Annotated in this window: 27 protein-coding genes and 1 pseudogene; 20 read left to right on the forward strand and 8 right to left on the reverse strand. The window is 66.1% G+C overall.

Going from position 1 to position 25,660, the window contains the following annotated elements; genetic code table 11:
• The first annotated feature begins 25 nt into the window (after positions 1-25).
• Positions 26-1,354, forward strand: coding sequence for a DUF445 domain-containing protein (locus V3C33_06030; protein ID XAS68833.1), 1,329 nt, complete (start codon positions 26-28; stop codon positions 1,352-1,354).
• A 16-nt stretch (positions 1,355-1,370) separates the two neighbouring features.
• Here the strand turns inward: V3C33_06030 and V3C33_06035 are convergent, their stop codons facing one another.
• The 4 genes and pseudogenes from V3C33_06035 to V3C33_06050 all read right to left on the reverse strand — a co-directional run bounded on the left by V3C33_06035 (position 1,371) and on the right by V3C33_06050 (position 4,266).
• Entirely contained in the window at positions 1,371-2,243 is an 873-nt protein-coding gene (locus tag V3C33_06035) for a biotin-dependent carboxyltransferase family protein (protein ID XAS68834.1), read from the reverse strand.
• Positions 2,243-2,890 (reverse strand): 5-oxoprolinase subunit PxpB, encoded by a 648-nt coding sequence (gene pxpB, locus V3C33_06040; protein XAS68835.1) that lies wholly within the window; start codon positions 2,888-2,890, stop codon positions 2,243-2,245. Before pxpB ends, V3C33_06035 begins: the two co-directional genes overlap by 1 nt.
• 73 nt (positions 2,891-2,963) lie before the next feature.
• Positions 2,964-3,713 carry a 5-oxoprolinase subunit PxpA gene (locus tag V3C33_06045; protein XAS68836.1) on the reverse strand — a complete coding sequence of 250 codons (750 nt, stop codon included), beginning with the start codon at positions 3,711-3,713 and terminating at the stop codon, positions 2,964-2,966.
• Positions 3,697-4,266, reverse strand: a pseudogene (locus tag V3C33_06050) (hypothetical protein). Before V3C33_06050 ends, V3C33_06045 begins: the two are co-directional and overlap by 17 nt.
• Positions 4,267-4,505: 239 nt before the next feature.
• On the opposite strand from V3C33_06050, the gene V3C33_06055 reads away from it, so the two are divergent.
• Together V3C33_06055 and V3C33_06060 are read left to right on the forward strand one after the other, a co-directional pair.
• A complete protein-coding gene (locus V3C33_06055) occupies positions 4,506-5,849 on the forward strand; it encodes a pitrilysin family protein (GenBank protein XAS68837.1) in 1,344 nt (447 codons plus the stop codon).
• Between the two features lie 68 nt (positions 5,850-5,917).
• Positions 5,918-6,379, forward strand: coding sequence for a DUF1579 family protein (locus V3C33_06060; protein XAS68838.1), 462 nt, complete (start codon positions 5,918-5,920; stop codon positions 6,377-6,379).
• A gap of 85 nt (positions 6,380-6,464) precedes the next feature.
• Here V3C33_06060 and V3C33_06065 read toward each other — a convergent pair whose 3' ends face one another.
• Entirely contained in the window at positions 6,465-6,746 is a 282-nt protein-coding gene (locus tag V3C33_06065; protein XAS68839.1) for a hypothetical protein, read from the reverse strand.
• 110 nt (positions 6,747-6,856) lie between these two features.
• Between V3C33_06065 and V3C33_06070 the strand changes: the two genes are divergently transcribed.
• Entirely contained in the window at positions 6,857-7,981 is a 1,125-nt protein-coding gene (locus V3C33_06070; protein ID XAS68840.1) for a helix-turn-helix transcriptional regulator, read from the forward strand.
• 95 nt (positions 7,982-8,076) lie between these two features.
• Here the strand turns inward: V3C33_06070 and V3C33_06075 are convergent, their stop codons facing one another.
• Both V3C33_06075 and moaA read right to left on the reverse strand, forming a co-directional pair.
• Complete coding sequence (locus V3C33_06075; protein XAS68841.1) at positions 8,077-8,343, reverse strand: MoaD/ThiS family protein; 267 nt, start codon at positions 8,341-8,343, stop codon at positions 8,077-8,079.
• 4 nt (positions 8,344-8,347) lie between these two features.
• On the reverse strand, positions 8,348-9,505 hold the full coding sequence (gene moaA, locus V3C33_06080; GenBank protein XAS68842.1) for a GTP 3',8-cyclase MoaA: 1,158 nt from the start codon (positions 9,503-9,505) through the stop codon (positions 8,348-8,350).
• 132 nt (positions 9,506-9,637) lie between these two features.
• Here moaA and V3C33_06085 point away from each other — a divergent pair, with 132 nt between their 5' ends.
• From V3C33_06085 to V3C33_06125, 9 genes are all read left to right on the forward strand, one after another.
• Positions 9,638-10,408 carry a response regulator transcription factor gene (locus V3C33_06085; protein XAS68843.1) on the forward strand — a complete coding sequence of 257 codons (771 nt, stop codon included), beginning with the start codon at positions 9,638-9,640 and terminating at the stop codon, positions 10,406-10,408.
• Positions 10,395-11,600: a HAMP domain-containing sensor histidine kinase gene (locus tag V3C33_06090; protein ID XAS68844.1), complete on the forward strand. Its 1,206-nt coding sequence runs from the start codon at positions 10,395-10,397 to the stop codon at positions 11,598-11,600. The genes V3C33_06085 and V3C33_06090 overlap by 14 nt, the downstream gene beginning before the upstream one ends.
• Entirely contained in the window at positions 11,590-13,239 is a 1,650-nt protein-coding gene (locus V3C33_06095; protein ID XAS68845.1) for a molybdopterin-dependent oxidoreductase, read from the forward strand. Before V3C33_06090 ends, V3C33_06095 begins: the two co-directional genes overlap by 11 nt.
• A gap of 23 nt (positions 13,240-13,262) precedes the next feature.
• Positions 13,263-14,486, forward strand: a complete 1,224-nt coding sequence (gene glp / locus V3C33_06100) for a gephyrin-like molybdotransferase Glp (GenBank protein ID XAS68846.1) — start codon at positions 13,263-13,265, stop codon at positions 14,484-14,486.
• A complete protein-coding gene (gene moaC / locus V3C33_06105; protein XAS68847.1) occupies positions 14,474-14,968 on the forward strand; it encodes a cyclic pyranopterin monophosphate synthase MoaC in 495 nt (164 codons plus the stop codon). The genes glp and moaC overlap by 13 nt, the downstream gene beginning before the upstream one ends.
• Complete coding sequence (locus V3C33_06110) at positions 14,965-15,489, forward strand: MogA/MoaB family molybdenum cofactor biosynthesis protein (GenBank protein ID XAS68848.1); 525 nt, start codon at positions 14,965-14,967, stop codon at positions 15,487-15,489. The genes moaC and V3C33_06110 overlap by 4 nt, the downstream gene beginning before the upstream one ends.
• Positions 15,479-15,976 carry a molybdenum cofactor biosynthesis protein MoaE gene (locus V3C33_06115; protein ID XAS68849.1) on the forward strand — a complete coding sequence of 166 codons (498 nt, stop codon included), beginning with the start codon at positions 15,479-15,481 and terminating at the stop codon, positions 15,974-15,976. The genes V3C33_06110 and V3C33_06115 overlap by 11 nt, the downstream gene beginning before the upstream one ends.
• Before the next feature lie 101 nt (positions 15,977-16,077).
• Positions 16,078-16,836: a 4-hydroxy-tetrahydrodipicolinate reductase gene (gene dapB, locus V3C33_06120; GenBank protein ID XAS68850.1), complete on the forward strand. Its 759-nt coding sequence runs from the start codon at positions 16,078-16,080 to the stop codon at positions 16,834-16,836.
• A gap of 5 nt (positions 16,837-16,841) precedes the next feature.
• Positions 16,842-17,348: a hypothetical protein gene (locus tag V3C33_06125; protein XAS68851.1), complete on the forward strand. Its 507-nt coding sequence runs from the start codon at positions 16,842-16,844 to the stop codon at positions 17,346-17,348.
• A 36-nt stretch (positions 17,349-17,384) separates the two neighbouring features.
• Here the strand turns inward: V3C33_06125 and V3C33_06130 are convergent, their stop codons facing one another.
• Positions 17,385-18,620, reverse strand: coding sequence for a heparan-alpha-glucosaminide N-acetyltransferase domain-containing protein (locus V3C33_06130; GenBank protein ID XAS68852.1), 1,236 nt, complete (start codon positions 18,618-18,620; stop codon positions 17,385-17,387).
• A 207-nt stretch (positions 18,621-18,827) separates the two neighbouring features.
• Here V3C33_06130 and V3C33_06135 point away from each other — a divergent pair, with 207 nt between their 5' ends.
• The 7 genes from V3C33_06135 to dapA all read left to right on the forward strand — a co-directional run bounded on the left by V3C33_06135 (position 18,828) and on the right by dapA (position 25,647).
• Positions 18,828-20,366 carry a cytosine permease gene (locus V3C33_06135; GenBank protein ID XAS68853.1) on the forward strand — a complete coding sequence of 513 codons (1,539 nt, stop codon included), beginning with the start codon at positions 18,828-18,830 and terminating at the stop codon, positions 20,364-20,366.
• A complete protein-coding gene (locus tag V3C33_06140; protein ID XAS68854.1) occupies positions 20,359-20,952 on the forward strand; it encodes a TetR/AcrR family transcriptional regulator in 594 nt (197 codons plus the stop codon). Before V3C33_06135 ends, V3C33_06140 begins: the two co-directional genes overlap by 8 nt.
• Positions 20,953-21,048: 96 nt before the next feature.
• Entirely contained in the window at positions 21,049-22,053 is a 1,005-nt protein-coding gene (locus V3C33_06145; protein ID XAS68855.1) for a nitrilase-related carbon-nitrogen hydrolase, read from the forward strand.
• Complete coding sequence (locus tag V3C33_06150) at positions 22,050-23,072, forward strand: agmatine deiminase family protein (GenBank protein ID XAS68856.1); 1,023 nt, start codon at positions 22,050-22,052, stop codon at positions 23,070-23,072. Before V3C33_06145 ends, V3C33_06150 begins: the two co-directional genes overlap by 4 nt.
• A 350-nt stretch (positions 23,073-23,422) precedes the next feature.
• On the forward strand, positions 23,423-23,818 hold the full coding sequence (locus tag V3C33_06155) for a hypothetical protein (GenBank protein XAS68857.1): 396 nt from the start codon (positions 23,423-23,425) through the stop codon (positions 23,816-23,818).
• Between the two features lie 82 nt (positions 23,819-23,900).
• Positions 23,901-24,659 carry a carbon-nitrogen hydrolase family protein gene (locus V3C33_06160; protein ID XAS68858.1) on the forward strand — a complete coding sequence of 253 codons (759 nt, stop codon included), beginning with the start codon at positions 23,901-23,903 and terminating at the stop codon, positions 24,657-24,659.
• Between the two features lie 79 nt (positions 24,660-24,738).
• Positions 24,739-25,647 carry a 4-hydroxy-tetrahydrodipicolinate synthase gene (gene dapA / locus V3C33_06165; protein XAS68859.1) on the forward strand — a complete coding sequence of 303 codons (909 nt, stop codon included), beginning with the start codon at positions 24,739-24,741 and terminating at the stop codon, positions 25,645-25,647.
• The last annotated feature ends 13 nt before the right edge of the window (positions 25,648-25,660 follow it).

The raw sequence follows: 25,660 nt of genomic DNA on the forward strand, positions 1-25,660 counted from the left end.
ACGGAAGCCGGGCTAGGCTGGGCTCATGCAGGTGAACTCTGAGCCAACTACCCAGCCCGCCGCAGCCGGCCATCCGGCGGCCCGCACCGCCGTCGCGAGTAATCAGCTGAGCGAAGGCGACGCCGAAAAGGCCGCTGCACTGCGGAAAATGAAACTCGTGGCGCTGGCCCTGCTGATCGCCATGGCCGTCGTTTTCGTATTTGCGTACGCGTTTCAGAAGGAATACCCCTGGCTCCAGTATGTCCGTGCTGCGGCCGAGGGCGGCATGGTGGGCGCACTCGCCGACTGGTTCGCCGTCACGGCTCTTTTCAAGTACCCCATGGGTCTGAAAATCCCGCACACCGCCATCATTCCGCGCCGCAAGGACCAGATCGGCGCCTCGCTCGGCGAGTTCGTGGAGACCAACTTCCTGTCCGAGGAAGTGGTCCAGGACAAGCTTGCCAGCATCAACATTGCGCACAAGGCCGGCGAGTGGCTGTCCGGCCCCGGCGGGGCCGAGCGCGTGGCCAAGGAGGGTGCGGCCGTCATCCGCGGTGCGTTCAAAGTGCTGAAAGACGACGACGTCCAGTCGGTCATCGAGGGCATGGTGCGCAAGCATCTGGTGGCTCCGCCGTGGGGACCTCCCGTGGGCAGGATGGCCGAGCGGATTTTCGCCGACGGCCACCATCACAAACTCGTGGACCTGCTGGTGGACCGGACCGCCGACTGGGTGGCGGACAACCACGAGACTGTCAGCCGGCTGGTCTCGGACCGTTCGCCGCAGTGGGTTCCGCAGTTCGTGGACGGGCTCGTGGGCGACAAAGTGTATGTGGAGATCCTCAAATTCACGCGGGCTGTGCAATCGGATCCGAACCATCAGGTGCGCCGGTCCATCGACACATACCTGACCTCGTTGGCTCAGGACCTGCAGCACGATCCCGCCATGATCGCCCGCGCGGACGACATCAAGGCACAGGTCCTGGGCGACCCCGAGGTCCGCGAACTCGCCTCCCGCACCTGGGGCACGGTCAAAAACGCGCTGCTCACCGCCGTCGATGATCCTGACAGCGAACTGACCGTGAAATTCAAAGCCGCCGTCCGCGATTTCGGCTCCAGGCTGGTCAACGACGACGAGCTGGCCGGCAAGGTCAACGCGTGGATCGGCGACGCCGCGGGCTACTTGGTCAAGACGTACCGCTCAGACATCGCGGGCGTCATCACCGATACCGTGGCCCGCTGGGACGCCGAGGAAACCTCGCGGAAAATTGAGCTCCAGGTGGGCAAGGACCTGCAGTTCATCCGGATCAACGGCACCGTGGTGGGGTCCCTGGCCGGCCTGGCGATCTTCACGGCGGCGCACCTGGTCTTCGGCTAGCCCTGCCCGTTCGCGCTTAGGCCTGGCCGAGGAAGCGGATCCTTTGGCCCGGCCGCGCTTGCCCCAGCAGATCCAGATCTGCCCGCTTCACCACGGCGATCACCGGGTACCCGCCGGTCACCGGGTGATCGGCCAGAAATACTGTGGGAAGGCCCGACGGCGGCACCTGGATGGAGCCGTGCATCATGCCTTCGCTGGGCAGCTCGTCGGTGCGCACCTGGGTGAGCGGCCGGCCCAGGAGCCGCGCCCCCACCCTGTTGGATTCCGGAGACAGCTGCCAGAACTGGCCGGTCAGCCGCCGCCAGGAACCGGATTCGAACCAGTCTGCGCGGGGGCCGCGGTCCACGCGCAGCGCCATGGGGCGCAGCGGGTCCGGCGCGCGCCTGAAGACCAGAGCGGCGGCCGGCGTGCCGGAAGGCTGGGCGCCGGCGCCGGGCCCAAAGCCGACGGAGTCCCCTGCCTGCAGCGGCGGCGGCCCCTCGCCGGACAGCACATCGGCGCTGCGCGACCCGAGCAATACGGGCGCGTCGAAACCGCCCGATACGGCCAGGTAGTAACGCAATCCAAAAGCAGGCACGCCGAAATCCATCGCAGCGCCAGGTCCCACCCGGACGGCCTGATTGAGCGCGATCTCCTCGCCGTTCACCGTCACGCGGCCCTCGGCTCCGGTCACGGCCACCGTGGACGCGGTCACGAATCGCAGGCGAAGTCCGCCCAGGAGTACTTCCAGCCCGGCGGCTCCGGCCGCGTTTCCCAGCAACGCGTTGGCCAGTGCCAGCGACTTCCGGTCCAGCGCTCCGGACGGGCTGAGGCCAAGGGCCGCCGAACCCCGGCGCCCCAGATCCTCCACGAGCGTCAGCGGCCCGGGCTTCATCACCACGATGCCCATCAGGCCTCCACAAACCGCACGGAATCGCCGGGCCGGATCAGCGCCGGTTCAGCCTGTGACGCGTCCCAGAGTGCCGCCGTAGTGGTTCCGATGATCTGCCAGCCGCCGGGCGAGGACCGGGGATAGACTCCGCTGAATTCGCCGGCAAGCCCCACTGCTCCGGCCGGAACCGAGGTGCGGGGTGTGTTGCGCCGGGGCACACGCAGCCGTTCGTGGTCCGTGACGAGATAAACGAAGCCCGGCGCGAACCCCGCAAACGCGGCAGTCCACAGTGAACCGGTGTGGAGCTTCACCACCGCAGCCTCGCCAAGCCCCAGGTACTGCGCCACTTCGGCGAGGTCGGGCCCGCCGTAGCTGACAACCAAGCTCACTTCACGCCCGGAAACTTCAGCGCTCCCGGTGGGAAGGGCACCCTTGGAGGAGACGCCGTGCAGCCAGTCAAGAACGTCCGACGGCGCGATCGCCTCGGGGTCGAAGCTCACCAGAACTGTCCGCGCAGCAGGCACGACGTCGATGACCCCGGATGGCAGGCTGCCTCCGGCTGCCGATGCGGCCGAAGGTACAGGCCCGTTCAGGCCGCGATAGTAGGCCACCACGGCGGCCAGATCAGGGAACTCCAGCAGAAAGGCGCTGTCCCCGCAGGGCAATACCGTCAGTGGCAGAACTGACGGCCGCCCATGGTCCGGCCGCCCGGGAGTCGGAGGGTCAGGAGTCAGCGGCTCAGGCGAATGACTCAAGCTCCACGCCCGCTTCTTCAAGGCCGGCGCGGACGGCGACCGCCATGCCAACAGCTCCGGGAGTATCGCCGTGGATGCACAGGGAGTCGGGCCGGACCTGCACAACAGTCCCGTCCACGGCCGCTACCTCGCCCTTCACGGCAAGGCGGACTGCCCGCTCAACGATCGCGCCGACGTCGTGCAGTACTGCACCTTCCTGCGAGCGCGGCACCAGGGTGCCGTCCGGCAGATACGCGCGGTCGATAAAGGCCTCCACGAAGACCGGGTGGCCGGCTTCCTTGGCCTGCTCCAGCAGCACCGAGCCGGGCAGCCCCAGGATCGGCAGGCCCGGATCGTACGCCTGGATGGCGGCGACAACGGCCGATGCCTGCTCGGCGTCATGCACCAGCCGGTTGTAGAGGGCGCCGTGCGGCTTGACGTAGTCCACCGAGGCGCCCACCGCATGGGCCACGCCGTCCAGGGCACCGAGCTGGTAGAGGACGTCGCCGAACAGTTCATCGAAGGACATGTCCATGGACCGGCGGCCGAATCCGGCAAGGTCGCGGTAGCCCACGTGCGCGCCCACGGTGACGTCGAGTTCGAAGGCCGCGCGGCAGCTGTCCAGCATGGTGACGGGATCGCCGCCGTGGAAGCCGCAGGCCACGTTTGCGCTGGTGACCAGCGGGAACATTGCGGCGTCGTCGCCCATGGTCCAGGAGCCGAACGACTCCCCCAGGTCAGCGTTGAGGTCCACTGTTGCCGCCTTCCAGCGTGAGGTTCTGCGGTTTGAAGTTGTCCGGCGCCGGGGCTATGGCCTGCAGTTCCCCCGGGATGGTGTCCGGCATGGGGCCGAAGGCTTCTTTGGCATTTGCGACGACGGCCCGGCCCATCAGGAGGTTGCCGGCACCGCCCACTACGGCTCCGATGCCGAACGGGAGCGCCCTGCCGAACAGTGCCGTGCCCTGACGCTTGACGAGACTGCGGAGAAAGGCCTTCTGGATGCGGTTCCGAACGGCACCGAACCCGGACACGGGCATTTTGCGGGACAGGACGTTGCCCCAGGCTTGCGTTGCGCCCTTGCCGTTGCCCATGGCCTGGCCGCTCAGCGAACCCAGCAGCGCGGTTCCTTCTTCGCCCAGCATGACCGCCATGACCATGGTGCTGGCCTTGTCCGGATCCACCAAGTGGATGCCGTGGAGCTCGGCGAGCGATGTTGCATACAGGGCCGTGGCTTCGAGGAAGGCGACGGTGGCCGCGGCCGAGAGCCCCAGGGAGGCAATGGTTCCGATGCCCGGGACCACCGCCGTGGGGGCCCCCCCCCGCCCCCCCCCCCCCCCCCCCCCCCCCCCCCCCCCCCCCCCCCTGGGCGCCGCCGGGGGCGCCGCGGCGCCGGGCGCGGGGGCTGCAATACCCATGAAGACCCAACACCCCAAACCCGGGGCGGGGCCGGTGGATGATCCACCGGCCCCGCCGCCGTTAAGATCAACGGTAGCCCCGCTGGTACGATTGCAGGCAGATTTGGAACCCGTATTCCTGAAAGGCCTTGATGACTGTCGTACCCCTGCCTCTAGTGCAGAACCAGCATGGTGACACCCTGATCCACGGAGCAGATGGCGGGTCCATAGTCCGGCGCTCAGTCCTCCCGGGCGGTGTGCGCGTACTGACGGAAGCGATGCCAGGCCAGCGCTCGGCCACCATCGGTTTCTGGGTTGGCGTGGGTTCCCGCGATGAAGCCCCCGGGCAGCATGGTTCCACACACTTCCTCGAGCATCTGCTCTTCAAGGGCACCAAGCGGCGCACCGCACTCGAGATTGCCTCTGCCTTTGACGAGGTGGGCGGGGAATCGAACGCGGCCACCGCGAAGGAAAGCACCTGCTATTTCGCCCGGGTGCTGGACACGGACCTTCCCATGGCCATTGATGTCATTGCAGACATGATCACCGGTGCCGTGCTGGATTCCGAGGAGATGGAGCAGGAACGCGACGTCATCCTTGAGGAAATCGCCATGGACAGCGACGATCCCACGGACGTGGCCCACGAGAATTTTGTGGCGGCCGTACTGGGAACACACCCGCTTGGCCGGCCGATCGGCGGCACCCCGGATGCCATCAGGGCTGTTGCCCGGGATTCCGTCTGGGAGCACTACCGCCGCTACTACCGTCCGGACGAGCTTGTCATCACGGCAGCCGGGGGACTGGACCACGACGTCGTCTGTGGTCTGGTGGTTGATGCCCTGCACGCTGCCGGCTGGGCCCTCGAGCCGGACGCTGCTCCGGTGGACCGGCGCTCCACCGAGCGGGCGGACATCGCCGGCACCGCAGGCCTTCACGTGGTCAAGCGTCCGGTTGAACAGGCCAACATCATCATGGGTTGCCCCACGATAGTTGCCACCGACGACCGCCGTTTTGTGATGAGCGTGCTGAACGCTGTTCTGGGCGGCGGAATGTCCTCACGGCTGTTCCAGGAAATCCGCGAAAAGCGGGGCCTGGTGTACTCCACCTACTCCTTCGCTTCCTCCTACGCTGATGCCGGCTACTTCGGCATGTACGCCGGCTGCACGCCTTCAAAGGTCCGGCAGGTGCTTGACCTTCTCGGCGCGGAACTCGACAAGCTGGCGGGCGGCGGAATCTCCGACGACGAACTCAGCAAGGCCGTAGGCCAGCTCTGCGGCGGCATTGTGCTGGCTCTTGAGGACACGGGGTCCCGGATGTCGAGGCTGGGCCGGGCCGAGCTGGTGTCCGGCGAGTACCAGGACATCGACGAGACCCTGCGCCTCATCAAGGCGGTGACCGCCGCGCAGGTCCAGGAGCTTGCCCGCGAACTGGCTGCCGCGCCGCGGACTGTCACGGTTGTGGGTCCTTTCGAGGAAACCGAAACTTTCGGACTTTGAGCCGGCGCCCCTCTGGACATGTCCGCCCCGCCGCGTGATGATAAAACCGGGCTGACTCTGGAGGGACCATGGACCGTCCGCAACCGGGCACTGCGCATGAGGCGCTGGAAGTACTCCTCGGGCATTGGCAGGGCACTACGTCTTTTGTCGCCTCCACCTGGGGCGGAGCCCGGACGGCCGCGGCGGAGGTGACGTACACGCGTGCCGCGGGGGGATGCGCGGTGGTGCAGAGCTACCGGCACAGCGAACCGGACGGTTCGCACTTCGAGGGCCACGGCGTGTTCACTGTTGACCCGGACCATGGGGACACACTCTGGTACTACGTGGACAGCATGGGCCGGCCGCCGGCGGCGCCGGCCCGAGGCACCTGGCACAACGGCACCCTGACCGTCGAACGGCAGAGCAACCGCGGCACCGCACGCCACACGTTCCGGGTGGACGACGGCGTGCTGACCCACAGTGCCGAACTCCGCCTCGGTGACGCTCCGGACTTCAGTCCGTTCATGACCTCCGTCTGCACCAGGGTGTAAGCAACCCGCCGTTGCTCTATCAGCTTTGGTCTCCAAGAGCGGCCAATGGCAACCATGAGTGATAGAGCAACGGCGGGGGTTGACCTTAGTAGGCGGACCGGACAATCCGGGTTTGCGGCGCTCCGACCAGGGCCGGGGAGCTGGCCGGAGACTTCCAGACCCGCTCTTGCAGATTGGCCAGCAACGCCGCCGCCTGAGCTTGAGTTTCGAGGTCCAGTTCGATGTAGAGGTACGGAGAGCCGTCGAGTGGCCGGCTGATCCGGTGCGCCACAACTCCCGCAGCCTCCCGGCCTACAGGATCCCGGTCAAATGCTGCCTTCCACATTCCGAAGTCCTTGATGCCGTGTTCAATTTGAAGGGTGAACATGATGGTGCCTTTCTGTGAGTCTGTGCCCCCAGAGTAGGTCGCCCGGGCTGCCCGATGTATCCCAGATTTCTGGGGTACTCCAGTCCTGCTGCCGGGCGCATACTGGGTTCATGGCGACGTCATGGACGGTCAACAGAAGCCGGGAACGGATCGAGACCCTCTTCCGCTCCGGTGGGGAGGACCATGAGCTGCGGGCCGCGGCCCTGGCGGAAATGCGCCGGACTCTGGGCTTCAGCGCCTATGCCTGGCCGCTGTCCGACCCGGAGACGGCCACGGGCGTCGCCCCGATGGCCCAGGTCCCGGAGGACGTGGCTGCACGGCTGCCGCAACTGATCAAAGCCAAGTACACGAGCCCGGTGAACAGATGGACGGCCCTATCCACGGCTCCGTCACCAGTGGCGACCCTGGCCGGTACCACTGGTGGGGCCTTGTCGCGGAGAGGCCCGTTCGAGGGCATGTTGCGCAGCTATGGCGTGGGCGACATCGTTTCCGTGGTGTATGCGGACCAGTACGGGATCTGGTCGTGGCTGGACCTGTGGCGGGGAAGTGACGATCCACCGTTCAGCGACGCCGAGACCGGGTTTCTTGCCTCGCTGGCACCCGCCATCACCACAGGGTTCCGGCGCAGCCGCGCCGCCCAGTTCCGCTCGTATGACGATGAACGGCACACGCCTCCGCCCCCGCCGCAGGCCGTGCTGGTGATGGACGAGGAGATGCGCGTCCTGGGGCAGACGGCGTCTGCTGAGCAATGGTTGGGACTGCTTCAGCGTTCGCCCGGTCCCAACTCGGCGATACCCGCAGAAGTGTACAACGTGGTGGGTCAGCTGCTTGCCAAGGAATACAGGGTGGATGTGCATGCCGCCGCGGCGCGGGTGCACATCGGCGGTGGCCAGTGGGCGGCGCTGCGGGCTGCCCGGATGGACTCACCGGACAGCACGGGCACGCCGGTGGCCTCGCCGCCCGTGGCTGTCACCATCCAGGAATGCCCTCCGGCTGCCCGGCTGGGCGTCTTCGTTCGCTCGTACGGGCTCACAGCAAGAGAGCGCCAGGCACTTGCATTGCTTGCCGCGGGGCTGGAGAACGAGCAGCTTGCACGACGGATGGGGATTGCCGGTTACACGGCCCAGGATCATTTCAAGTCGATCTTCGTCAAAACCGGGGTCCACAGCCGCTCTGGTGTTCTGGCCCTGGCGCTGGGCGGAAATGCCCGGGACGACGCCGCGTTCCTGCCATGAGCGACTCTCTGTTGCTCTCTCACTTTTCGTCCCCAAACGCGGCAAATAGCGACCAGAAGTGAGAGAGCAACGGGCTTGAGGAGTGGCGTGGGTGGCTAGCCGCCGGCGAAGGGCGGCAGCACGTCAACAACGTCGCCAGGGCGGAGCACCTGGGAACGGTCCCGCACCGCAACCTCATTGAGCAGGAAGCTGCTGCGGGCCAGGATACGGGCCAGCGGGGGAGTGCCCGTGGGTGGTTCGGGCCGCTCGACCCCAAGGACGGCCGCGAGCAGCGATTCCACCGAAGCGCCCGCGGGAAGGTCGAAGCGCTCCTCTTCCACACCTGCAGCAGAGCGTGCGGCAGCGAAGTAACGTACGTTCAACAGCTCAGCCTCCGATGGCACTCATGCTGCGGTCCGGCTGGACGAAGTCCGGGGCGTCAAGTCCGACATGGTCCATGCCGTGAGCCTTCGGCTTGACCCACATGGCATCCTGCCAGCGTTCCGCCAGTTGTTCGTCGCTGGCGCCTTCACGGAGGAGGCCCAGCAGATCGAACTCCTCTCGGGAGAACAGGCAGCTCATGATCTTGCCTTCTGCCGTGATCCGCGTCCGGCGGCAGTCAGAGCAGAACGGTTCCGTGACGGAGGCAATGATGCCGACTGTTCCCAGCAGGGGGCCGGATGCCCCGGCGGTACCGGACGTTCCAGCCGAGCCCGCCACCCGGCGTCGTACTTCAAAGCGTTCTGCAGGTGCGCCGTCCCGCGCCCGTGGATCGGGGCTGAGGACATAGTCGGTGGAGAGCAGCTCACGGATTTCCGCAGCCGTGATCATGTTCCGCCGTGTCCAGCCGTGATCGGCATCCAGCGGCATCTGCTCGATGAAACGGAGCTCGTATCCCCGGTCAAGGGCCCAGGCCAGCAGCGCCGGGGATTCGGTGTCATTGATTCCCCGCATCAGCACGGCGTTGAGCTTGACCGGGCCAAGTCCGGCAGCCCAGGCTGCGTCCACACCGGCCAGCACTTTGTTGAGGAACGGGCGGCGGGTGAGTTGCGCGAACGTCTCCTCGTGCAGTGAGTCCAGCGAGACGTTGATGCGGGAGAGGCCGGCAGCCTTGAGAGCGGCCGCTTTTTTGTCCAGACCAACACCGTTGGTGGTCATGGAGATTGGCAACTCAGGGTGTGCCTGCCGGAGGGCAGCAATGATGTCGATGAGGTCAGCCCGCACGAGAGGTTCCCCGCCGGTCAGCCGGAGCTCGCGGACGCCCAGCTGATTAACGCCGATCCGCACAATCCGGACGATTTCCCCGGCCGACATCACCGCCTGTTTGGCCAGCCATTCCAGCCCTTCGGCCGGCATGCAGTATGTGCAGCGAAGATTGCATTTGTCGGTCAATGAGAGTCTCATGTCAGTGGCGCGCCGGCCGAAGCGGTCCACCAGTCCCGCGGGTGCATCCGCGGGACGCGCGGACACCGACGGCCCACCCCGGTCCTCGGAACCGGACCTGCCGTCCTCGCGGGGCTGCGGCATACCAAGCTGAACATTCATGAATTCAGGCTACGCCACCTTTGCTGCAACCATCACTCCGATGACGTCCCGGGATCTTACGGAAGTCCTACGGATCCGGCTCCGCCGCCCGGAACCGGTGCCGCAGCGGGGCGCCGAACCTATGCTGGAGAGGTGAACAAGTCCCAGACCGCTCCGGCCCCGGTCGCCATCGGAAATCGGCGCATTCTGCTCGTGGAAGACGAACAGACCATCGCCGATGTGGTGCGTGATTATCTGGTGCGGTCCGGCTTCCAGGTGGATCTTGCCCGGGACGGTTTCACCGCTCTCCAGCTGGCTTCCTCGAGGCAACCGGACCTGATCCTTCTGGACCGCATGCTTCCCGGACTGGATGGTGCGGAAGTCTGCCGCAGGCTCCGGGAGACCATGAGTGTCCCGGTGATCATGCTGACGGCGCTGGGAACGGAGGACGACCGGATCCTGGGCCTGGAAGTTGGCGCTGACGATTACATCACCAAGCCGTTCTCGCCGCGGGAGCTGGTGCTGCGGGTGAAGTCGGTGTTGCGCCGTAGCATCCAGGAATTCAGCCCGGAACCGGCCGTTGAGATTGCCGGATTCCGGCTCAATCCGGCCGCCCGCACTGTGGCACATCACGGACAACCGCTGTCCCTCACAGTCCGCGAGTTCGATCTGCTCGCTTTCCTGCTCCGACGGCCCAACCAGGCATTCAGCCGCGAGGACCTTATCCGGGCGGTGTGGGGCTGGGAGTTCGGCGACCTCTCCACCGTGACGGTCCACGTCCGCCGGCTGCGCGAAAAGATCGAGGACGACCCAACCCGGCCAGTGCTTCTGAAAACCGTCTGGGGCGTCGGGTACCGGCTGGACGCTCCCGCGGAACAGGACCGGACCGCCCCGGACGGTGAGGCCGCTGATGCAGGCCGCTGAGCTCTTCGCGATCATCGGCTGGGCCCTGCTGTGGGCCGTGGTGATCGGTGCCATCTCGCTGCTGGTCCTGCGGGCCCTGCGCCGGACATCGTTCGCTGTGCAGATCTGCGTAGTGGTGCTCGCCACGGTCGCGGTCCTGACGGCAGGCATGGTCAGTGCCTTCAATGCGATGTTCATTTCCGCCCGGGACCTCGAGGCCATGTGGTACATCCTGGGGATCGCCTCAGTCGCCGCAGTGGCCATTTCGCTGGTGCTTGGAGCCCGCGTCTCGCGGAACGCGAGCGCCTTGTCCGAAGCCGCCCGCAGCATCGGCCGCGGCGAGAGTCCGGGGCGCCCGGTGCCGGTCATGGGTGCCGAACTCACCGCCCTTGCGGGTGAACTGGAACTGAGCGGCCGCAGGCTCGAGGAATCCAGGCAGCGCGAAGCCGCCGTCGAAATGTCACGCCGGGAGCTCGTTTCCTGGATCTCTCATGATCTCCGCACTCCGCTCGCCAGCATGCGGGCCATGGCGGAAGCGCTTGAGGACGGAATGGCCAGCGACGTTTCCGGCTACCACCGCAAGATCATCGCACAGACCGACCAGATGGCGGTGATGGTCAACGACCTTCTGGAGCTGTCCAAAATCCAGGCCGGCACGCTTCGACTGACCTCGGAACCGCTGGATCTCTACGATCTCGCCAGCGATGCCATTGCGGACCTTGCGCCGCTGGCTGCACAGCGGAAGATCACGCTCGACGGCGGCGGAGACCGTGAGTGCCTTGCCCTCGCGGACGGACCGTCCATGGGACGGGCGGTCCGCAACGTCCTGTTGAACGCCATTATCTACAGCCACCCCGGTTCCGGCGTGAACGTGGCTGTGGGCCGGGACGGCGAACATGCCTTTGTGGCCGTGACGGACAGTTGCGGCGGGATCGCCCCGGAAGACCTGCCGCACGTGTTCGAGACCGGCTGGCAGAGGAACGCCGCGCGCAGCCGGGCAGGGTTCGCAGACGGAAATGGACCGGATGCAACGCGCTACAGCGGCGCCGGCGTTGGCCTGAGTATGGTGGCCGGCATCGTCCGGGCCCATGGCGGCAGCGTCACCGTGGAAAACGTCGACGGCGGATGCCGGTTCGCACTGCGGCTCCCCGCAGACGGGACGGTCACCCGGACGCCGGCAAACCAGAGTTCAGGAGCAGCCCATGACGCATGACCAGGAAATCAGACCGGTACGCGGGGCCGGTACGGGGCAGCAGGCACGTACGGGGCAGCACAATGGTTCGGCGCCGGACGGGAAGCAGCCCCCGCACCACGATTCCGGGCCGGGCATTCAGCCGGCGCGTTGGGCCGTTGCTGCCGGGGTTGTCGCTGCCGGAACCGGCGTGGTGCTGGGAGAGCTCCTGGCGGGTCTGGTCAGTCCGTCGGTCTCGCCTATGACAGCCGTCGGCGGGGCAGTCATCGACGCCGCCCCGCCCGCGGTGAAGGAATGGGCCATTTCGCTGTTTGGCACGGCGGACAAACTGGCGCTGCTGGCGGGCATGGCGCTGGTGATGGCAGCCCTGGCAGGGCTGGCCGGTGTCCTCGAATGGCGGCGGCGCTTCGCAGGTGCCGCGGTCATTGCCGTTTTTGGGGTTGTGGGCCTCGTTGCCGTCCTGACCCGGGCACAGGTGACGCCCAACGCGATTCCGGTCCCGCTGGTGGCCGCCGGGCTGGGCATCGTGCTGCTGCGCTGGCTCATGACACGGCTGGGGGCCTGGCGGGCCTCGGCCGACTCCACATTGCCCGCCCGGCGAAGCTTTCTGCAGTTGCTGGCAGGCGGGGCCGCCGTTGCTGCCGTGGGCGGAGTGCTGGCAACCGCGTGGCGCGGCGCTGCCGCCGGCGTGAACGAGGTCAGGAGCAAACTGCTGCTGCCTTCAGCCCGGTCCCTTGCACCGGCCATTCCCGCCGGAGCCGAAGTGGGGCTCGAGGGCATGGATCCTCTGGTCACGCCGAATCCCGATTTCTACCGGATCGACACGGCGCTCTCCGTACCTGTTCTTGATCCGGAAAAGTGGACTCTCAAGGTGACCGGAATGGTGGAGCGTGAGATTGAACTCGATTTTGCGACCCTTCTGGCCAAACCCATGACGGAACGCCACATCACCATCGCCTGTGTGTCGAACGAGGTGGGCGGGGACCTGATCGGGAACGCGCTTTGGCTTGGCTGGCCCGTCAGGGAGCTGCTGTCAATGGCCGGGCCGACGCCTGGCGCTGACATGGTGCTGTCCAGAAGCTCCGATGGCTGGACCGCCAGCACCCCGTTGGAGGTTCTCACGGACAACCGCGACGCCCTGCTGGCGGTGGGCATGAATGGAGCGCCGCTGCCGCTGGAACATGGCTTCCCGGTGCGGATGATTGTTCCCGGGCTCTATGGTTATGTCTCGGCCACAAAATGGATCACAGAGCTTAAAGTCACCCGCTTTGCGGATGACGTCGCCTACTGGACGCCGCGCGGCTGGACGGACCATGGCCCCATCAAAACGTCGTCGCGGATCGATGTGCCCCGCAACGGGCGCTCCGCTACAGCCGGAACAGTGATGTTCGGTGGAGTGAGCTGGGCGCAGCACACCGGGGTAAGCAGGGTGGAGCTCCGGGTCAACCGGGGCGCCTGGCAGGAAGCCCGCCTGGCCCCCGGGATATCCCTGGACACGTGGCGCCAATGGCAACTGGGCATTGACCTGACACCCGGGCAGTACGAGGTCCAGGTGCGTGCCACCGATCTCAACGGGGCTGCGCAGGCCGAGGAACGGAGACCGGTCGCCCCGGATGGAGCCACCGGCCTCCACACCATTAGAGTTGAGGTGACGCCATAGCCGCCCGATCCGAAGGCAGGAACATGCACAGCCCCACGCAGTCGCACCGGACCGTAACGGATCACCGCGAAGCGGTCGAAAGACTGCTCGCGCCGCTTCACACAAGGGAGCACACCGAACAGCTGGCGCTGCTGGATGCACTGGGCCGGGGCCTGGCGCAGGACGTTACGGCGCCGCTCAGCCTGCCGCCGTTCGCCAACTCCCAGATGGACGGCTTCGCCATCCGCAGTGCCGACGTACCGCGCGGAGGTGCGGAGCTCCGTGTTGTTTCGCCGGTCCCGGCAGGTGCCGCCCCGGCGGCGCTGGAACACGGCACAGCTGCCCCCATCATGACGGGAGCAATGATGCCGGCGGGGGCAGACGCCGTCGTACCTGTTGAACGGGCAACACCGGACTCGTTTCCGGAGCCCGGCGAACCAGCCACCGTCAGGCTCCCTGCGGCTGCGGCCGGGGAATTTGTCCGGTATGCCGGGAGCGACGTCAAAGCCGGCGAGCTGGCTCTTGGCCGCGGAACGTTCCTGGGTCCGGGACAGCTGGGCCTGCTCGCCGCGCTGGGTATCTCCGAGGTCACCGTGCACAAGGCGCTGACAGTCCTGCTGGTCACCACCGGGGACGAAGTGGTGGAGCCGGGCCAGCCGCTGGCCGCGGGCAAGATCTACGATGCAAACGGCACCTTGCTTGAGTCGGCCATGCGGCAGGCGGGCATCGGGGTGGTGCGGGCAGGAATCTCCACAGACAGCCCGGAAGAGCTCCGTGATCTGTTGAAGTTCCACGCACCGGCGGTGGACCTGATCGTCACCACAGGAGGCGTCAGCAAGGGCGCCTATGAGGTGGTGCGGCAGGCCATGGCCGGGCAGGACGTCGATTTCATGCACGTAGCCATGCAGCCGGGCGGACCGCAGGGGATAGGCACGTTCAACGGCGTCCCTTTTCTTGGCTTCCCCGGCAACCCCGTCAGCTGTCTGATCTCCTTTGAAATGTTTCTACGGCCGGTCATCGGCGGGCTCTTCGGTTCGCCGGCGGCCCGGCCCGTGGTCAGGGCCAGGCTCGCCGGGGCGCTCACCTCGCCCAACGGAAAGCACCAGGTGAGGCGCGGAACCCTCCAGCCGGACGGGACCGTCAGGCTTGAAGGCGGCGAAAGCTCCCACCTGGTCCATGCCCTGGCACGCTCGAACGCCCTGGTCCATGTGCCCGTTGGGATCCCGGCGCTCGCGGAAGGCGCCGAGGTGGAAGTATGGATGCTGTGAATGCACAAGATAACAGGGCCGGGCTGACGCACCTGCGCAGTGACGGTACAGCCCAGATGGTCGACGTCTCCTCTAAACCCGAGACCACCCGCGAAGCCACGGCCTCGGCCACGGTCCGCAGCACGGCGGAGGTGCTGGCACTGCTGGGGTCCGGCGGGCTGCCCAAGGGCGATGCCCTGGCGGTGGCACGGGTGGCCGGAATCATGGCCGCCAAAAAAACGTCAGAGCTCATCCCGCTGTGCCACCCCTTGCCCATTTCCAAGGTCACGGTGGATTTCGAACTGGGACCGGACTCAGTTGCCATTCTGGCCACCGTGAAAACCCGTGGCGTCACCGGCGTTGAAATGGAAGCCCTCACTGCTGCTTCCGTGGCGGCCCTGAGCGTGTACGACATGATCAAGGCCGTGGACAAACACGCGGTACTGACCGATATCAGAGTGCTGGCCAAAAGCGGCGGCAAGAGCGGGGACTGGACCCTATGAGCAGCCCACTAAGCAACACTGAACCACACCGTCACGGAGAGGCACAAGGCCGGAAGGCCGGCGTAGTGATTGCCTCCACACGCGCCGCGGCGGGTATCTATCAGGACGTGACCGGTCCCGTCATCATCGATTGGCTCACGGAACACGGCTTTGAGCCGTTCCCTGCCATGGTGGTGCCCGATGGCGAGCCTGTGGGCGCGGCCATCCGTGCCCTGCTGACCCAGGAGCCCGCCGTCGTTATCACCAGTGGCGGCACCGGGCTGAGTCCGGATGACCGCACCCCAGAAATGACGATTTCTCTGTTGGACCGTGAAATTCCGGGCATCATGGAGGGCATCAGGCGGGCCGGAGCGGTTAAGACCCCCATGGCCATGCTGAGCCGGGGCCATGCCGGGGCTGCCGGGAAGACCTTTGTTGTCAACCTGCCCGGATCACCCCAGGGTGTTATGGAAGGACTGTCGGTGCTCGATCCGGTGATCGGGCACCTGTGCGATCAGCTGGAGGGCGGACATGGGCACTGAATCAGCATTCGAAGTGGTCCACGCCGTTTTGAGCGCGGACCCCATCTCCGTGGACCAGGCCATCGCCGCGGTGGAATCGGACACCGCGGGTGCCGTGGTCAGTTTCAGCGGTGTGGTCAGAAACCACGACGCCGGCAAGGAAGTCATGCGTCTCAGCTACAGCGCGCACCCCACGGCTCACCAGGTGATGGCCGATGTTGTGGCGCAGCTCGTGGCCGAACACACAGCCGAACACGCAGGCGGCGACGCCGACGAATCCGCCGGTGCTGACCCGGGCTCGCAGCCCGTCCGTATCTGGGCCGCCCACCGGGTGGGCACGCTCGAAATCGGCGACCCCGCGCTGGTCTGCGCCGTCTCGGCCGCGCACCGCGGCCAGGCGTTCGCCGTGTGCTCCGAGCTGGTGGACCGGATCAAGGAGCAGGTGCCCATCTGGAAGGAACAGTTCTTCGCGGACGGGACCGTCGAGTGGGTCGGTGCGGGCGGCTAGAGGCAGTCCGCCCGGACGGCCCCAGCTGCCCTGTGCGGAGGTGAGGTAACGCATCTCCGCGGGTTCCTTGGGTAAGGCGCCCCGACGGTAGGGTTAACGCCATGACCGATCAACTCGCAGTCGCCGTGCTGGGCGCGAACGGGCGCATGGGCGCCGAGGCAGTCAAGGCCGTCGAAGCCGCCGCGGACATGAAGCTCGTTTCCGCCCTGGGGCGTGGCGATTCCCTGGAGACGCTGGCCGCCTCAGGTGCCAGGTTCGTGGTGGACCTCACCGTTCCCGAAAGTACGGAAGCCAACGTGCGCTTCGCCGTCGAACACGGCATGCACGCCGTGGTGGGAACAACGGGCTGGGACGCCGGACGGCTGGAAAATCTCGAGTCATTGCTGGCCGCACATCCGGACACCGGAGTGCTGATCGCGCCTAACTTCGCCTTGGGTTCCGTGCTCGCATCAGCGTTCGCAGCCAAGGCCTCGAAATACTTCGAATCCGTGGAAATCATTGAGCTCCACCACCCGGACAAGGTTGACGCACCGTCCGGCACGGCTGTCCGTACTGCCCAGCTGATTGCGGCAGAACGCGCAGCGGCCAATGTGCCTGCCAGCCCCGATGCCACCAGCACGGAACGCGCCGGTGCCAGAGGCTGCGACGTGGATGGCGTCCGGGTGCACAGCGTCAGGCTCCGGGGGCTTGTGGCCCATCAGGAAGTACTGCTCGGCGGGCCGGGGGAGCAGCTGACATTCCGCCATGACTCTTTTGACCGTGCGTCGTTCATGCCAGGCGTGCTGCTCGGCATCCGCGGAGTAGGGGCACATCCGGGCCTCACTGTTGGCCTTGACGGCTACCTGGATCTGGGGCTCTGATCACTGTGGGCAGTTTCCTCATGGCGCTGAAGAAGAACCGCACCAAGATCTGGGTGGGTGCTGTGACGCTCCTGCTTGTCTTCTACCTGGTGGTGTCATTCCAACGGTCCGTGCTGCTGCTGCTTGATTCCAATGGCGTGGCCAAGGCCATCGGCGCGGCTTATCTCGTGCTGCCGCTGATCGGCGCCTGGGCCATGGTCCGGGAGCTGCTGTTCGGCGCCCGCACCGAACAGATGGCCAGGATCCTTGAAGCCGAAGACGGCCTGCCCGTGGATAACCTGCCACGTACACCGGCCGGGCGGATCATCCGTGAGGGTGCGGACCAGGAGTTTGAGCTGTACAGGGCAGAGGCCGAAGCCGCGCCGGCCGACTGGCGTTCGTGGTTCCGTCTCAGCTGCGCCTACGACGCTGCAGGGGACCGCAAGCGCGCGCGTGCCTCCATGCGCGACGCCGTAAAGCTGTTTCGCGCCAGGATCCCGGCGGTGCCGGGCACTGGCGGCCCTGCGGCCTAGCAGCCTGCGGCACGTCGCCTGGCTGCCTGCGCCACGTCAGCGGATTCCGGCCTGCTGATGGCTGGCGACTTGGTTGGCTGCGTGGCCCAGCCATTCCAGCGGGCCGCGCCTCTTGAGCAGGACAAATGCCATGCCGATTGCCATTGCCGTGGCCGCGTGGGCAAAGTAGATGCCGTCTTCGGTCCACCCTTGCGGCAGCGGCTTCAGATAGAACGCTGACACGACGCACACATGGGCGGTGTACAGGGTGAGCGTCATGGCTCCGGCGCCGCACAGCGGAAGCAGCAGATCCAGGTTCAGCCAGTCACCCAGCCTGCCGAGCAGCAGGCAGGCTCCCACCACGGCAGCCGCCACTCCGGAAGTGTGCAAAAGATCCAGTGTGGTCCCGGAATGCGGTGCGCTGGACGCCAGCCACCACCACGATCCCTCTTGCCGCACACCGCTGAGGTTGACCTGAAGCAGGCTGTCCAGGGGATAGCCAGGGTCTGTCAGGATCGACTGGAGGGCTGATTTCCCGCCCAGATCGTCCATCATCAGCGTGCCCAGGAACTTGGCCAGCACGGCCACAGTAGCTCCGCCGGCCAACAGCACCACCGGGATGACCGCCGTCGTTAGCGCCAACCGGCCGATCACAAGCCCGATCAGGAGGTAGGACAGCCACTGGAACACGGGGTAGTAGCCGGTGAGGAAGAGGTCGCCGAGAAGCCGTGCGGGAGTGCCCAGATCTTCCCAGGACGGATTGTGGCCAAGCTGCAGCGGCGGCTCGGCAGCCAGAAGCCACGGCCGCAGCAGGTAGGCGACGACAGGAGAGCCCAGAATCCAGCCGGCGGCCCACGCACACAGCGGCCTGAGCTTCAGGCCGATGAACGGCAGGACGCAGAGGAACAGGGCAGCATAGTTGACCAGGATGACTGCAACGTTGACGTCCAACCCGCCGAGCATGAGTCCGACGGCGGCTATCACCAGCGCGCGGAGGGCGATGCCCCGCCGTGCCGCCCGGAGGCTGCTGCCTTCGCGGGGCTGCTGCTTGCCCGTTGAGAGCGCGAGTCCGACTCCGGCCAGCACAGCAAACAGTGCGGCCGAACGGCCGGAGAATGTCAGCCCGATCCACGTGGGTGCCAGGTTGGCGTTCGATTCGAAGGTCGGCAGCAGGTGGGTGGCCATCATGCCAAGCAACGCCAGTCCGCGGGCTGCGTCGATCCCGCCCAGGCGCGGCGTGGTGGCGGGGCTTTTCGCTGTCCGGGAGGATGCGGCGGTGCCACGGGAGGTCATGAGCCGATCGTCTCACATCAGGCCGTCCGGATCCCGGCCGTCTTATCTCCGGCTGGGGCGCGTGGCAGATAAATTGCCTGCGTGGATTCCGCGAACGCCCTGGGGCGGGCGCTTTTGACGTACTGACCCCATGAGATGTCTTTTTTGCGAAAGTCTTGACTGAAATTTCAGTCAGGATTAGAGTAGGAGCCACACATCAAAGGTGATGTGACTCACGAAAGGCTCGCCATGATCAGCATGCGCATTCGCAAGGACGCGGATCCCGCCGGTGCCGCGTCCGCGCACAGGGACCGTTTTGGCCGCATTGAGGCGGCCGGCATTGAGTTCATTCCGGACGAGCAACGCACGTCGCGCCCCAGGAACCTCTTCACCGTGTTCTTCGGCGGCAACTTCGCGTTTTCGGTCATCGTTTTTGGCTGGCTGCCCATAACGTTCGGTCTCGACTTCGTCGGCGCCGCCACCGCAAGCCTGACCGGGCTCCTCGTGGGCACGGCATTGATCGGCCCACTGGCTTTGCTCGGACCGCGGACCGGCACCAACAACACCGTCTCCAGCGCGGCACACTTCGGCACCCGCGGGAGGCTGATCGGTTCCGGCCTTACTCTGCTTTTCGCCCTTGCCTATGCTGCCATTGCGGTGTGGACCTCAGGCGACGCACTCGTTGCCGCCGCGGAACGGCTGCTCGGAGTGCCGGTCAGCGGCATCACGCTGGCAATCGGCTACGCCGTGATTTCCGTGGAGATCGTCCTGGTGGCTCTCTTCGGCCACGGCACAGTGGTGGCGATGCAGAAGTTCGTCGCCCCGGTTGTCGGGGTCCTGCTGCTGATGGGCGTCGTTGCCTTCGCCCCCGGTTTCAGCCCCACCACGGTCCATGCCGACTACCTCCTGGGCGACTTCTGGCCCACGTGGATTCTGTCCGCCGTCATTTCCGTCGGAGGGCCCCTGTCCTACGCGCCCACCCTGGGCGACTACAGCCGGCGCATTTCCAGCACCCGGCATTCGGACCGATCCGTGGTCGGCTCCGCCTGCCTGGGCGTGTTCCTGGGCCTCTTCGTCACCGCCCTTTTCGGTGCGTTCACGGCCGCGGCCATTCCCGAGCTGGGCGGCTCCTACGTTGCGGATCTGGTGCGCTCTGCACCTGCCTGGTACCTTCTGCCCATCCTCATCATTGCCCTGGCCGGCGGACTCGGCCAGGGTGTACTGAACCTCTATGCCAGCGGCTTGGATCTCGAGGCCCTGTTTCCGAGGCTCCGCCGCATCCACACCACCCTCATCACCTCCGCGATCGCCGTCGGGCTCCTCTACCTGGGTGTCTTTGTCTTCAACGCTGTGGACTCCATTACGGCCATGACACTGATTCTCAACGGATTCGCGGGGCCCTGGGTGGCAATCAACGTGCTGGGGTTCCTGATAGCCCGCCGGGGCAAGTACCATGCCGCGGATCTCCAGCTTTTCAGGGGAAACGGCCCCCGCGGACGGTACTGGTTCAGCAACGGCTGGAACCTCCGTGCGGTGATCCCCTGGGCAGTCGGCTCGTTGTTTGGCGTGCTGGCAACGGACACCACCCTTTACACAGGTCCGTTCTCGCAGCTCGCCGGAGGGATCGATCTCAGTTTCGTGGGATCCACGGTGATCGGAGCCGCAGGCTACCTGCTGGCCCTCCGGTTGTGGCCGGAACCGCCCGCCGCCCAGGCGGAGACGTCGCCGGAGAGAGGTGAGCACGTATTACTGTCAAACCATGAGTGAAAAACTAGCCAGGATCCTCACCGCCGCCACCACCTGCATCGCCAGGAACGGGGTCCGGGGAATGCGGGTCAACGATGTGGCAGCGGAGGCAGGCGTCTCGCCGGGGCTCCTCTACTACCACTTCACGGACCGGGCAGGCCTGCTTGCCGCAACCCTTGAACACATCAACAAACAGGTCAGCAAGGACGACTCCGCTCCCTCATCCGATGCCGGCGACCGCACACGGCATTTCCGGCACCTGCTCCTTGACGAAATCAAGGACGACGCCGACGTCCGCCGGAACTCCGTGGCTTGGAACGAACTGCGCGCCTGCTCCATCTTCGAACAGGAACTGGCGGAGCCACTGTCCCGGACGACGGCGGAATGGAACCGTGAGATCGCCCACGCCATCGCGGCAGCCAATGCCGGCATAAGCCAGGACGAGGCAGCGGTGACGGCAGAGATCCTCACAAGTCTGGTGGAAGGCATCTCCGGCCGCTGGCTCAGCGGCTTTATCACCGCAGATCACGCACGATTACTGCTTACGACGGCGATCGACTCACTTACCGCCGGCTTCCCGCCAGCGGCGCAGGACCCTGGCAAATGAACCACCTTCCCATTTTTAGCCTTGTTGATCGACGCGATTCCGACGGAATTCCGCTGTCATGCCAGGACCCTTAGGGTCCCGTTAGGAAGTACCACCATGGACATCATTGCCAACACCGAGCTGCCCGTCTCGTACGCACGGAGCGGGGATACAAGGAGCCAGGAAAGCAGCCGCCAGCCCCTGCGTGTCGCGCTGGTCCAGCACCGGTGGCGGGAGAACGCCGCGGAGCTCAAGACAGTACTCACCCAGGCCGTCGGCCAAGGCGCCGACGCCGGTGCCCGGTCTGTGTTCCTCCCGGAACTGACGCTCTCGAAGTACCCGGCCAACGTCCGGGCAGGCGGCACCCCCGCCAAGGACGCCGAAGACCTGCTCAGCGGCCCCACGTTTGAATTCGCGGCGAGCGCTGCCCGGAAGCACGGCGTCACGGTCCACGCCTCGCTGTATGAGCGGGCTGACGGCCCCGACGGCCTGGGTTTCAACACCGCCATCCTCGTCTCGCCTCAAGGCGAACTGCTGGCACGCACCCGCAAGACCCACATTCCCGTCAGCGCCGGGTACTACGAGGACACGTATTTCCGGGCGGGGCCAGCCGAAGACGCCTACCCTGTGTACCGTCCCGCGGAACTGGACGGGGCCGCCGTCGGGCTCCCCACCTGCTGGGACGAATGGTTCCCGGAGGTCGCCCGGCTGTACTCCCTGGCCGGGGCGGAAATTCTGGTCTACCCGACCGCCATCGGCTCGGAACCCACCTTCCCGGGTTTCGACCACCAGCCGCTCTGGCAGCACGTCATCGTGGGCAACGGAATCACCAACGGCACGTTCATGGTGGTCCCCAACCGGACGGGCGACGAAGGCGACATCAACTTCTACGGCTCATCGTTCATCTCCGATCCCTACGGCCGCGTTCTGGTGCAGGCGCCCAGAGACCAGGAAGCGGTGCTGGTGGCAGATCTTGACCTGGACCAGCGCAAGGACTGGCTGGACCTGTTTCCGTTCCTGACCACGCGCCGCCCGGACACCTACGGCGAGCTCACGTCCGACGTCGACACCGGCCGCCCCTACGGCGCCGTCTCCGGCAAGCAGCTGGCTGTCCAGGCATGAGCTGGATGATGCCGAGCGAAACAGCCCGGCAGGACAGGGTGTGGATGGCGTTTCCTCCGGAGCGTTCGTCCCTGGGCAACTCCGCGGAAGAAACCCATGAGGCCCGCGCGGCGTGGTCCGGTGTGGCGCACGCCGTGGCGGGTTTTGAGCCGGTCACCATGGTGGTGGACCCCCATGATGTGGATGCCGCCCGGAAGTATCTTTCGGCGGACATCGATCTCGTGGAAGCGCCGCTGGATGACGCGTGGATGCGGGACATCGGGCCAACATTTGTGACCGGCGACGGCGGCCGTTTGGGCGGCGTCGACTGGATCTTCAACGGCTGGGGGCAACAGCACTGGGCCAGCTGGAGCATGGACTCCGCCATCGGCGCGGAGGTTGTCCGCCATGCGGAGGCCGAGCTCCTGCCCAGCCCCATGGTCAATGAAGGCGGCGGAATCCAGGTGGACGGCCTCGGCACCGTCCTGGTCACTGAAACCGTCCAGCTGGATCCGGACCGGAACCCGGGAATGTCCAAGGCCGATGTCGAAGCCGAGCTGGCCCGCACCATCGGGGCCACCAACGTCATCTGGCTGCCCCGCGGGCTGACGCGGGACACGAAGGACTTCGGGACCCGCGGCCACGTAGACATCGTGGCCGTCATCCCATCGCCCGGCGTGCTGCTGGTCCATTCCCAGCGCAACGAATCGCACCCGGACTTCGACATCACGCGGGACATCATTGCGCTGCTCGCCCAGACCCGGGATGCACAGGGCCGCAGCTGGAAAATAGTGGAGGTGCCAGCCCCGGACATCCTCCGCGACGGGCACGACTGGGTGGACTACAGCTACATCAACCACCTGGTGGTCAACGGAGGCGTGATCGCCTGCAGCTTCGATGATCCCGCCGACGCCGGGGCCAAGCGGATTCTCGAGCAGGCGTACCCTGGCCGCACTGTGGTGACGGTAGATGCCAGGCCCATCTTTGCCAGGGGCGGCGGAATCCACTGCATCACCCAGCATCAGCCGGCCGCTGCCTGACCAGGAGACTGAACGTGCCCGGTTCCGGACGGGCGACACGGAAAAGAACGGGCGACACGGAAAAGAACGGGCGCTACGTAAATGCGCGTAGCGCCCGTTCTTTTGCGAAGCGGAAGACCATCGGGGCGTCGAAAAGTCCACAATGGCGCAGCAATCTCCGCATGGCTGGCGCGTGACAAACGGGCAAACGCCGTCGGCCAGCGCCGGGGCGTCTACCGGCGGGCCACTCAGGTGGAGGTCCGCACGCTGCGGGAACGCGGTGGCACCCTCGTTTGCTGTATCGACGGGACAGCCGTCGTCAGCCCGGCAGAAGTCTTGCATTCGAATATATGTTCGAATAATATGGCGGAATGAACAACTCATCAGAGCCTGGCCCACTGGACCGCCCGGATGACACGTCCCGGACTGCGGGACCGTTGAAAGCGATGAGCCCCGGTGTGGTGGATTTCCTCTTCAGGCAGCTGATTGCCGGGGAGTCGTCCGACGATGTGCAGTGGCACCGCGAAGGCATTGCTCTTTCGGCGCAGTGCGCGGGGGCCGAGCTGGCACGTCGCCTTTCCGAAACGGATCTCGAGGCCCTCACCCCCACCGAGCTCTTCCACTACGTCAGGGCGGCCCAGCGGATGGCTTCCTGGGCGGAGACTCTGCGGGAGGCGGCGCTCAGCCGGTACTGTGATGCTTCCGGGCCGCAGACGGCAAGGGCCGTGCCTGAATCCAGGGAGCAGCTCCACGGCCACGACGCCTGACACCGTTGCCCAGGACACCGTTACCCGAAAACGGCACCGTTACCCGAGAACGGCACCTCGCGTCATTGCCTAGGATGGGGGTGTGACTGCCGCGCTGACTGTATCCGCCATCCAGTACCGTGCCCTCAGCGGCGGGATCCCCGTCAACGCGCCGGAACACGTGCGCCTGATCGAGGATGCCGAATCCCACGGAGCCAGGCTGGTGATCTTCCCGGAGCTGTCACTGACGGGGTACGACCTCCAGCTTCTGCAGGATCCGGTCCATTGGCTTTCAGAAGCTGACCAGCGCCTTGACGGCATCCGCGAAATCTGCCGGCGTACCGGAATCACCGCCGTTGTGGGCGGTGCCCTCAGGCAAGCTGACGGCACGCCGCGGCTGGCTTCGATGGCCATCCACCCCGGAGGTCAGACCGATTCCGGGTTCAAGACCCATCTCCACGGCGAGGAAAAGTTTCTGTTCATCCCAGGAGACGGCGCGGTTGTCGTCGAGCTGGACGGCTGGAAAATAGCACTCGCCATCTGCTTCGATGCCGCCGTGCCCGGCCACTCCGGCGCCGCAGCTGAGACCGGGGCGGACGCTTACGCTGTTTCGGCGCTGTACACGGAGGGCGAAGAACTCCGGCTGGCCCTCCATCTTGGCGCCAGGGCCATGGACAACAGGATGTTCGGGATTCTGGCCAATCTTGGCGGGGACTCCGCTTTGGGCCCGTCGTGTGGACTGAGCGGGTTCTGGGGTCCGGACGGCACGGTGATCCGGCAGGCCTCGGGCACCGGTACCGAAGTGGTCACGGCGGTGCTGCAGAGGAGCACGCTCCAGCGATTCCGGCCTGCGGCTAGGTGACGCCGGAGCGCCTGAATTTGACGATCATCACGCCCCCGCCATTGTCCTAACTTGCCGGTGACAGGGTAACGTTTTTCATATGGCTGACTCTGACATTCGCTCGTACACTTTCGGAACTCTTGTGACCGCAATGGTCACCCCCTTCAGCGCCGACGGTGGAGTGGACTACAAGAAGTCCGCAGAGCTGGCCAGCAAGCTTGTCGACGACGGCTGCGACGGACTGGTTATTTCCGGCACCACTGGTGAAACATCCACCCTCGAGGACGATGAAAAGGAATCCCTTTTCCGCGTTGTGGTGGAAGCGGTCGGCGGGCGCGCCAAGGTTATTGCCGGAACGGGCACCAACCACACCTCGCACTCCATCGAAATGGCCCGGCGGGCTGCCAGGGCAGGCGTGGACGGCCAGTTGCTGGTCACCCCCTACTACAACAAGCCCAGCCAGGCCGGCATCCAGGCACACATGGAGGCCATTGCCGACGCCGCCGAGCTGCCGGTTATGATCTACGACATCCCCGGCCGCGCCGGTGTCCCCATCACTGCCGAAACCATGATCCGGCTCGCCGACCACCCGCTGATCGTGGCGCTGAAGGATGCCAAGGCTGACTTCGCGTCAACCACGCGGGTGATGGCCAACACCGATCTGGATGTTTACGCCGGCGACGACGGACTTACCCTCCCTTGGATGGCGGCAGGCGCCGTCGGGTTGGTCAGCGTCACGGCCCACGTGGCCACCCGCCAATTCCGTGCGATGATCAATGCCGCACATGCAGGCGACTTTGCGACCGCCCGCACCATACATTTCGAACTGGACCCCGTGGTCCGTGCAGTGATGACCCACATTCAGGGTGCTGTAGCTGCCAAGCAGGTTCTTAAGTGGCAGGGAGTCCTGCCCAACTCGGTTGTCCGTTTGCCCCTCGTGGAGCCGGGCGAAGCCGAGATCGAAATCATCCGCGAGGATTTGGCGGAAGCAGGGCTGGTCTTTTCCTGAGGGCAAAGACCGG

This window comes from Micrococcaceae bacterium Sec5.7 (genome assembly GCA_039636785.1).
Lineage (GTDB): Bacteria > Actinomycetota > Actinomycetes > Actinomycetales > Micrococcaceae > Arthrobacter.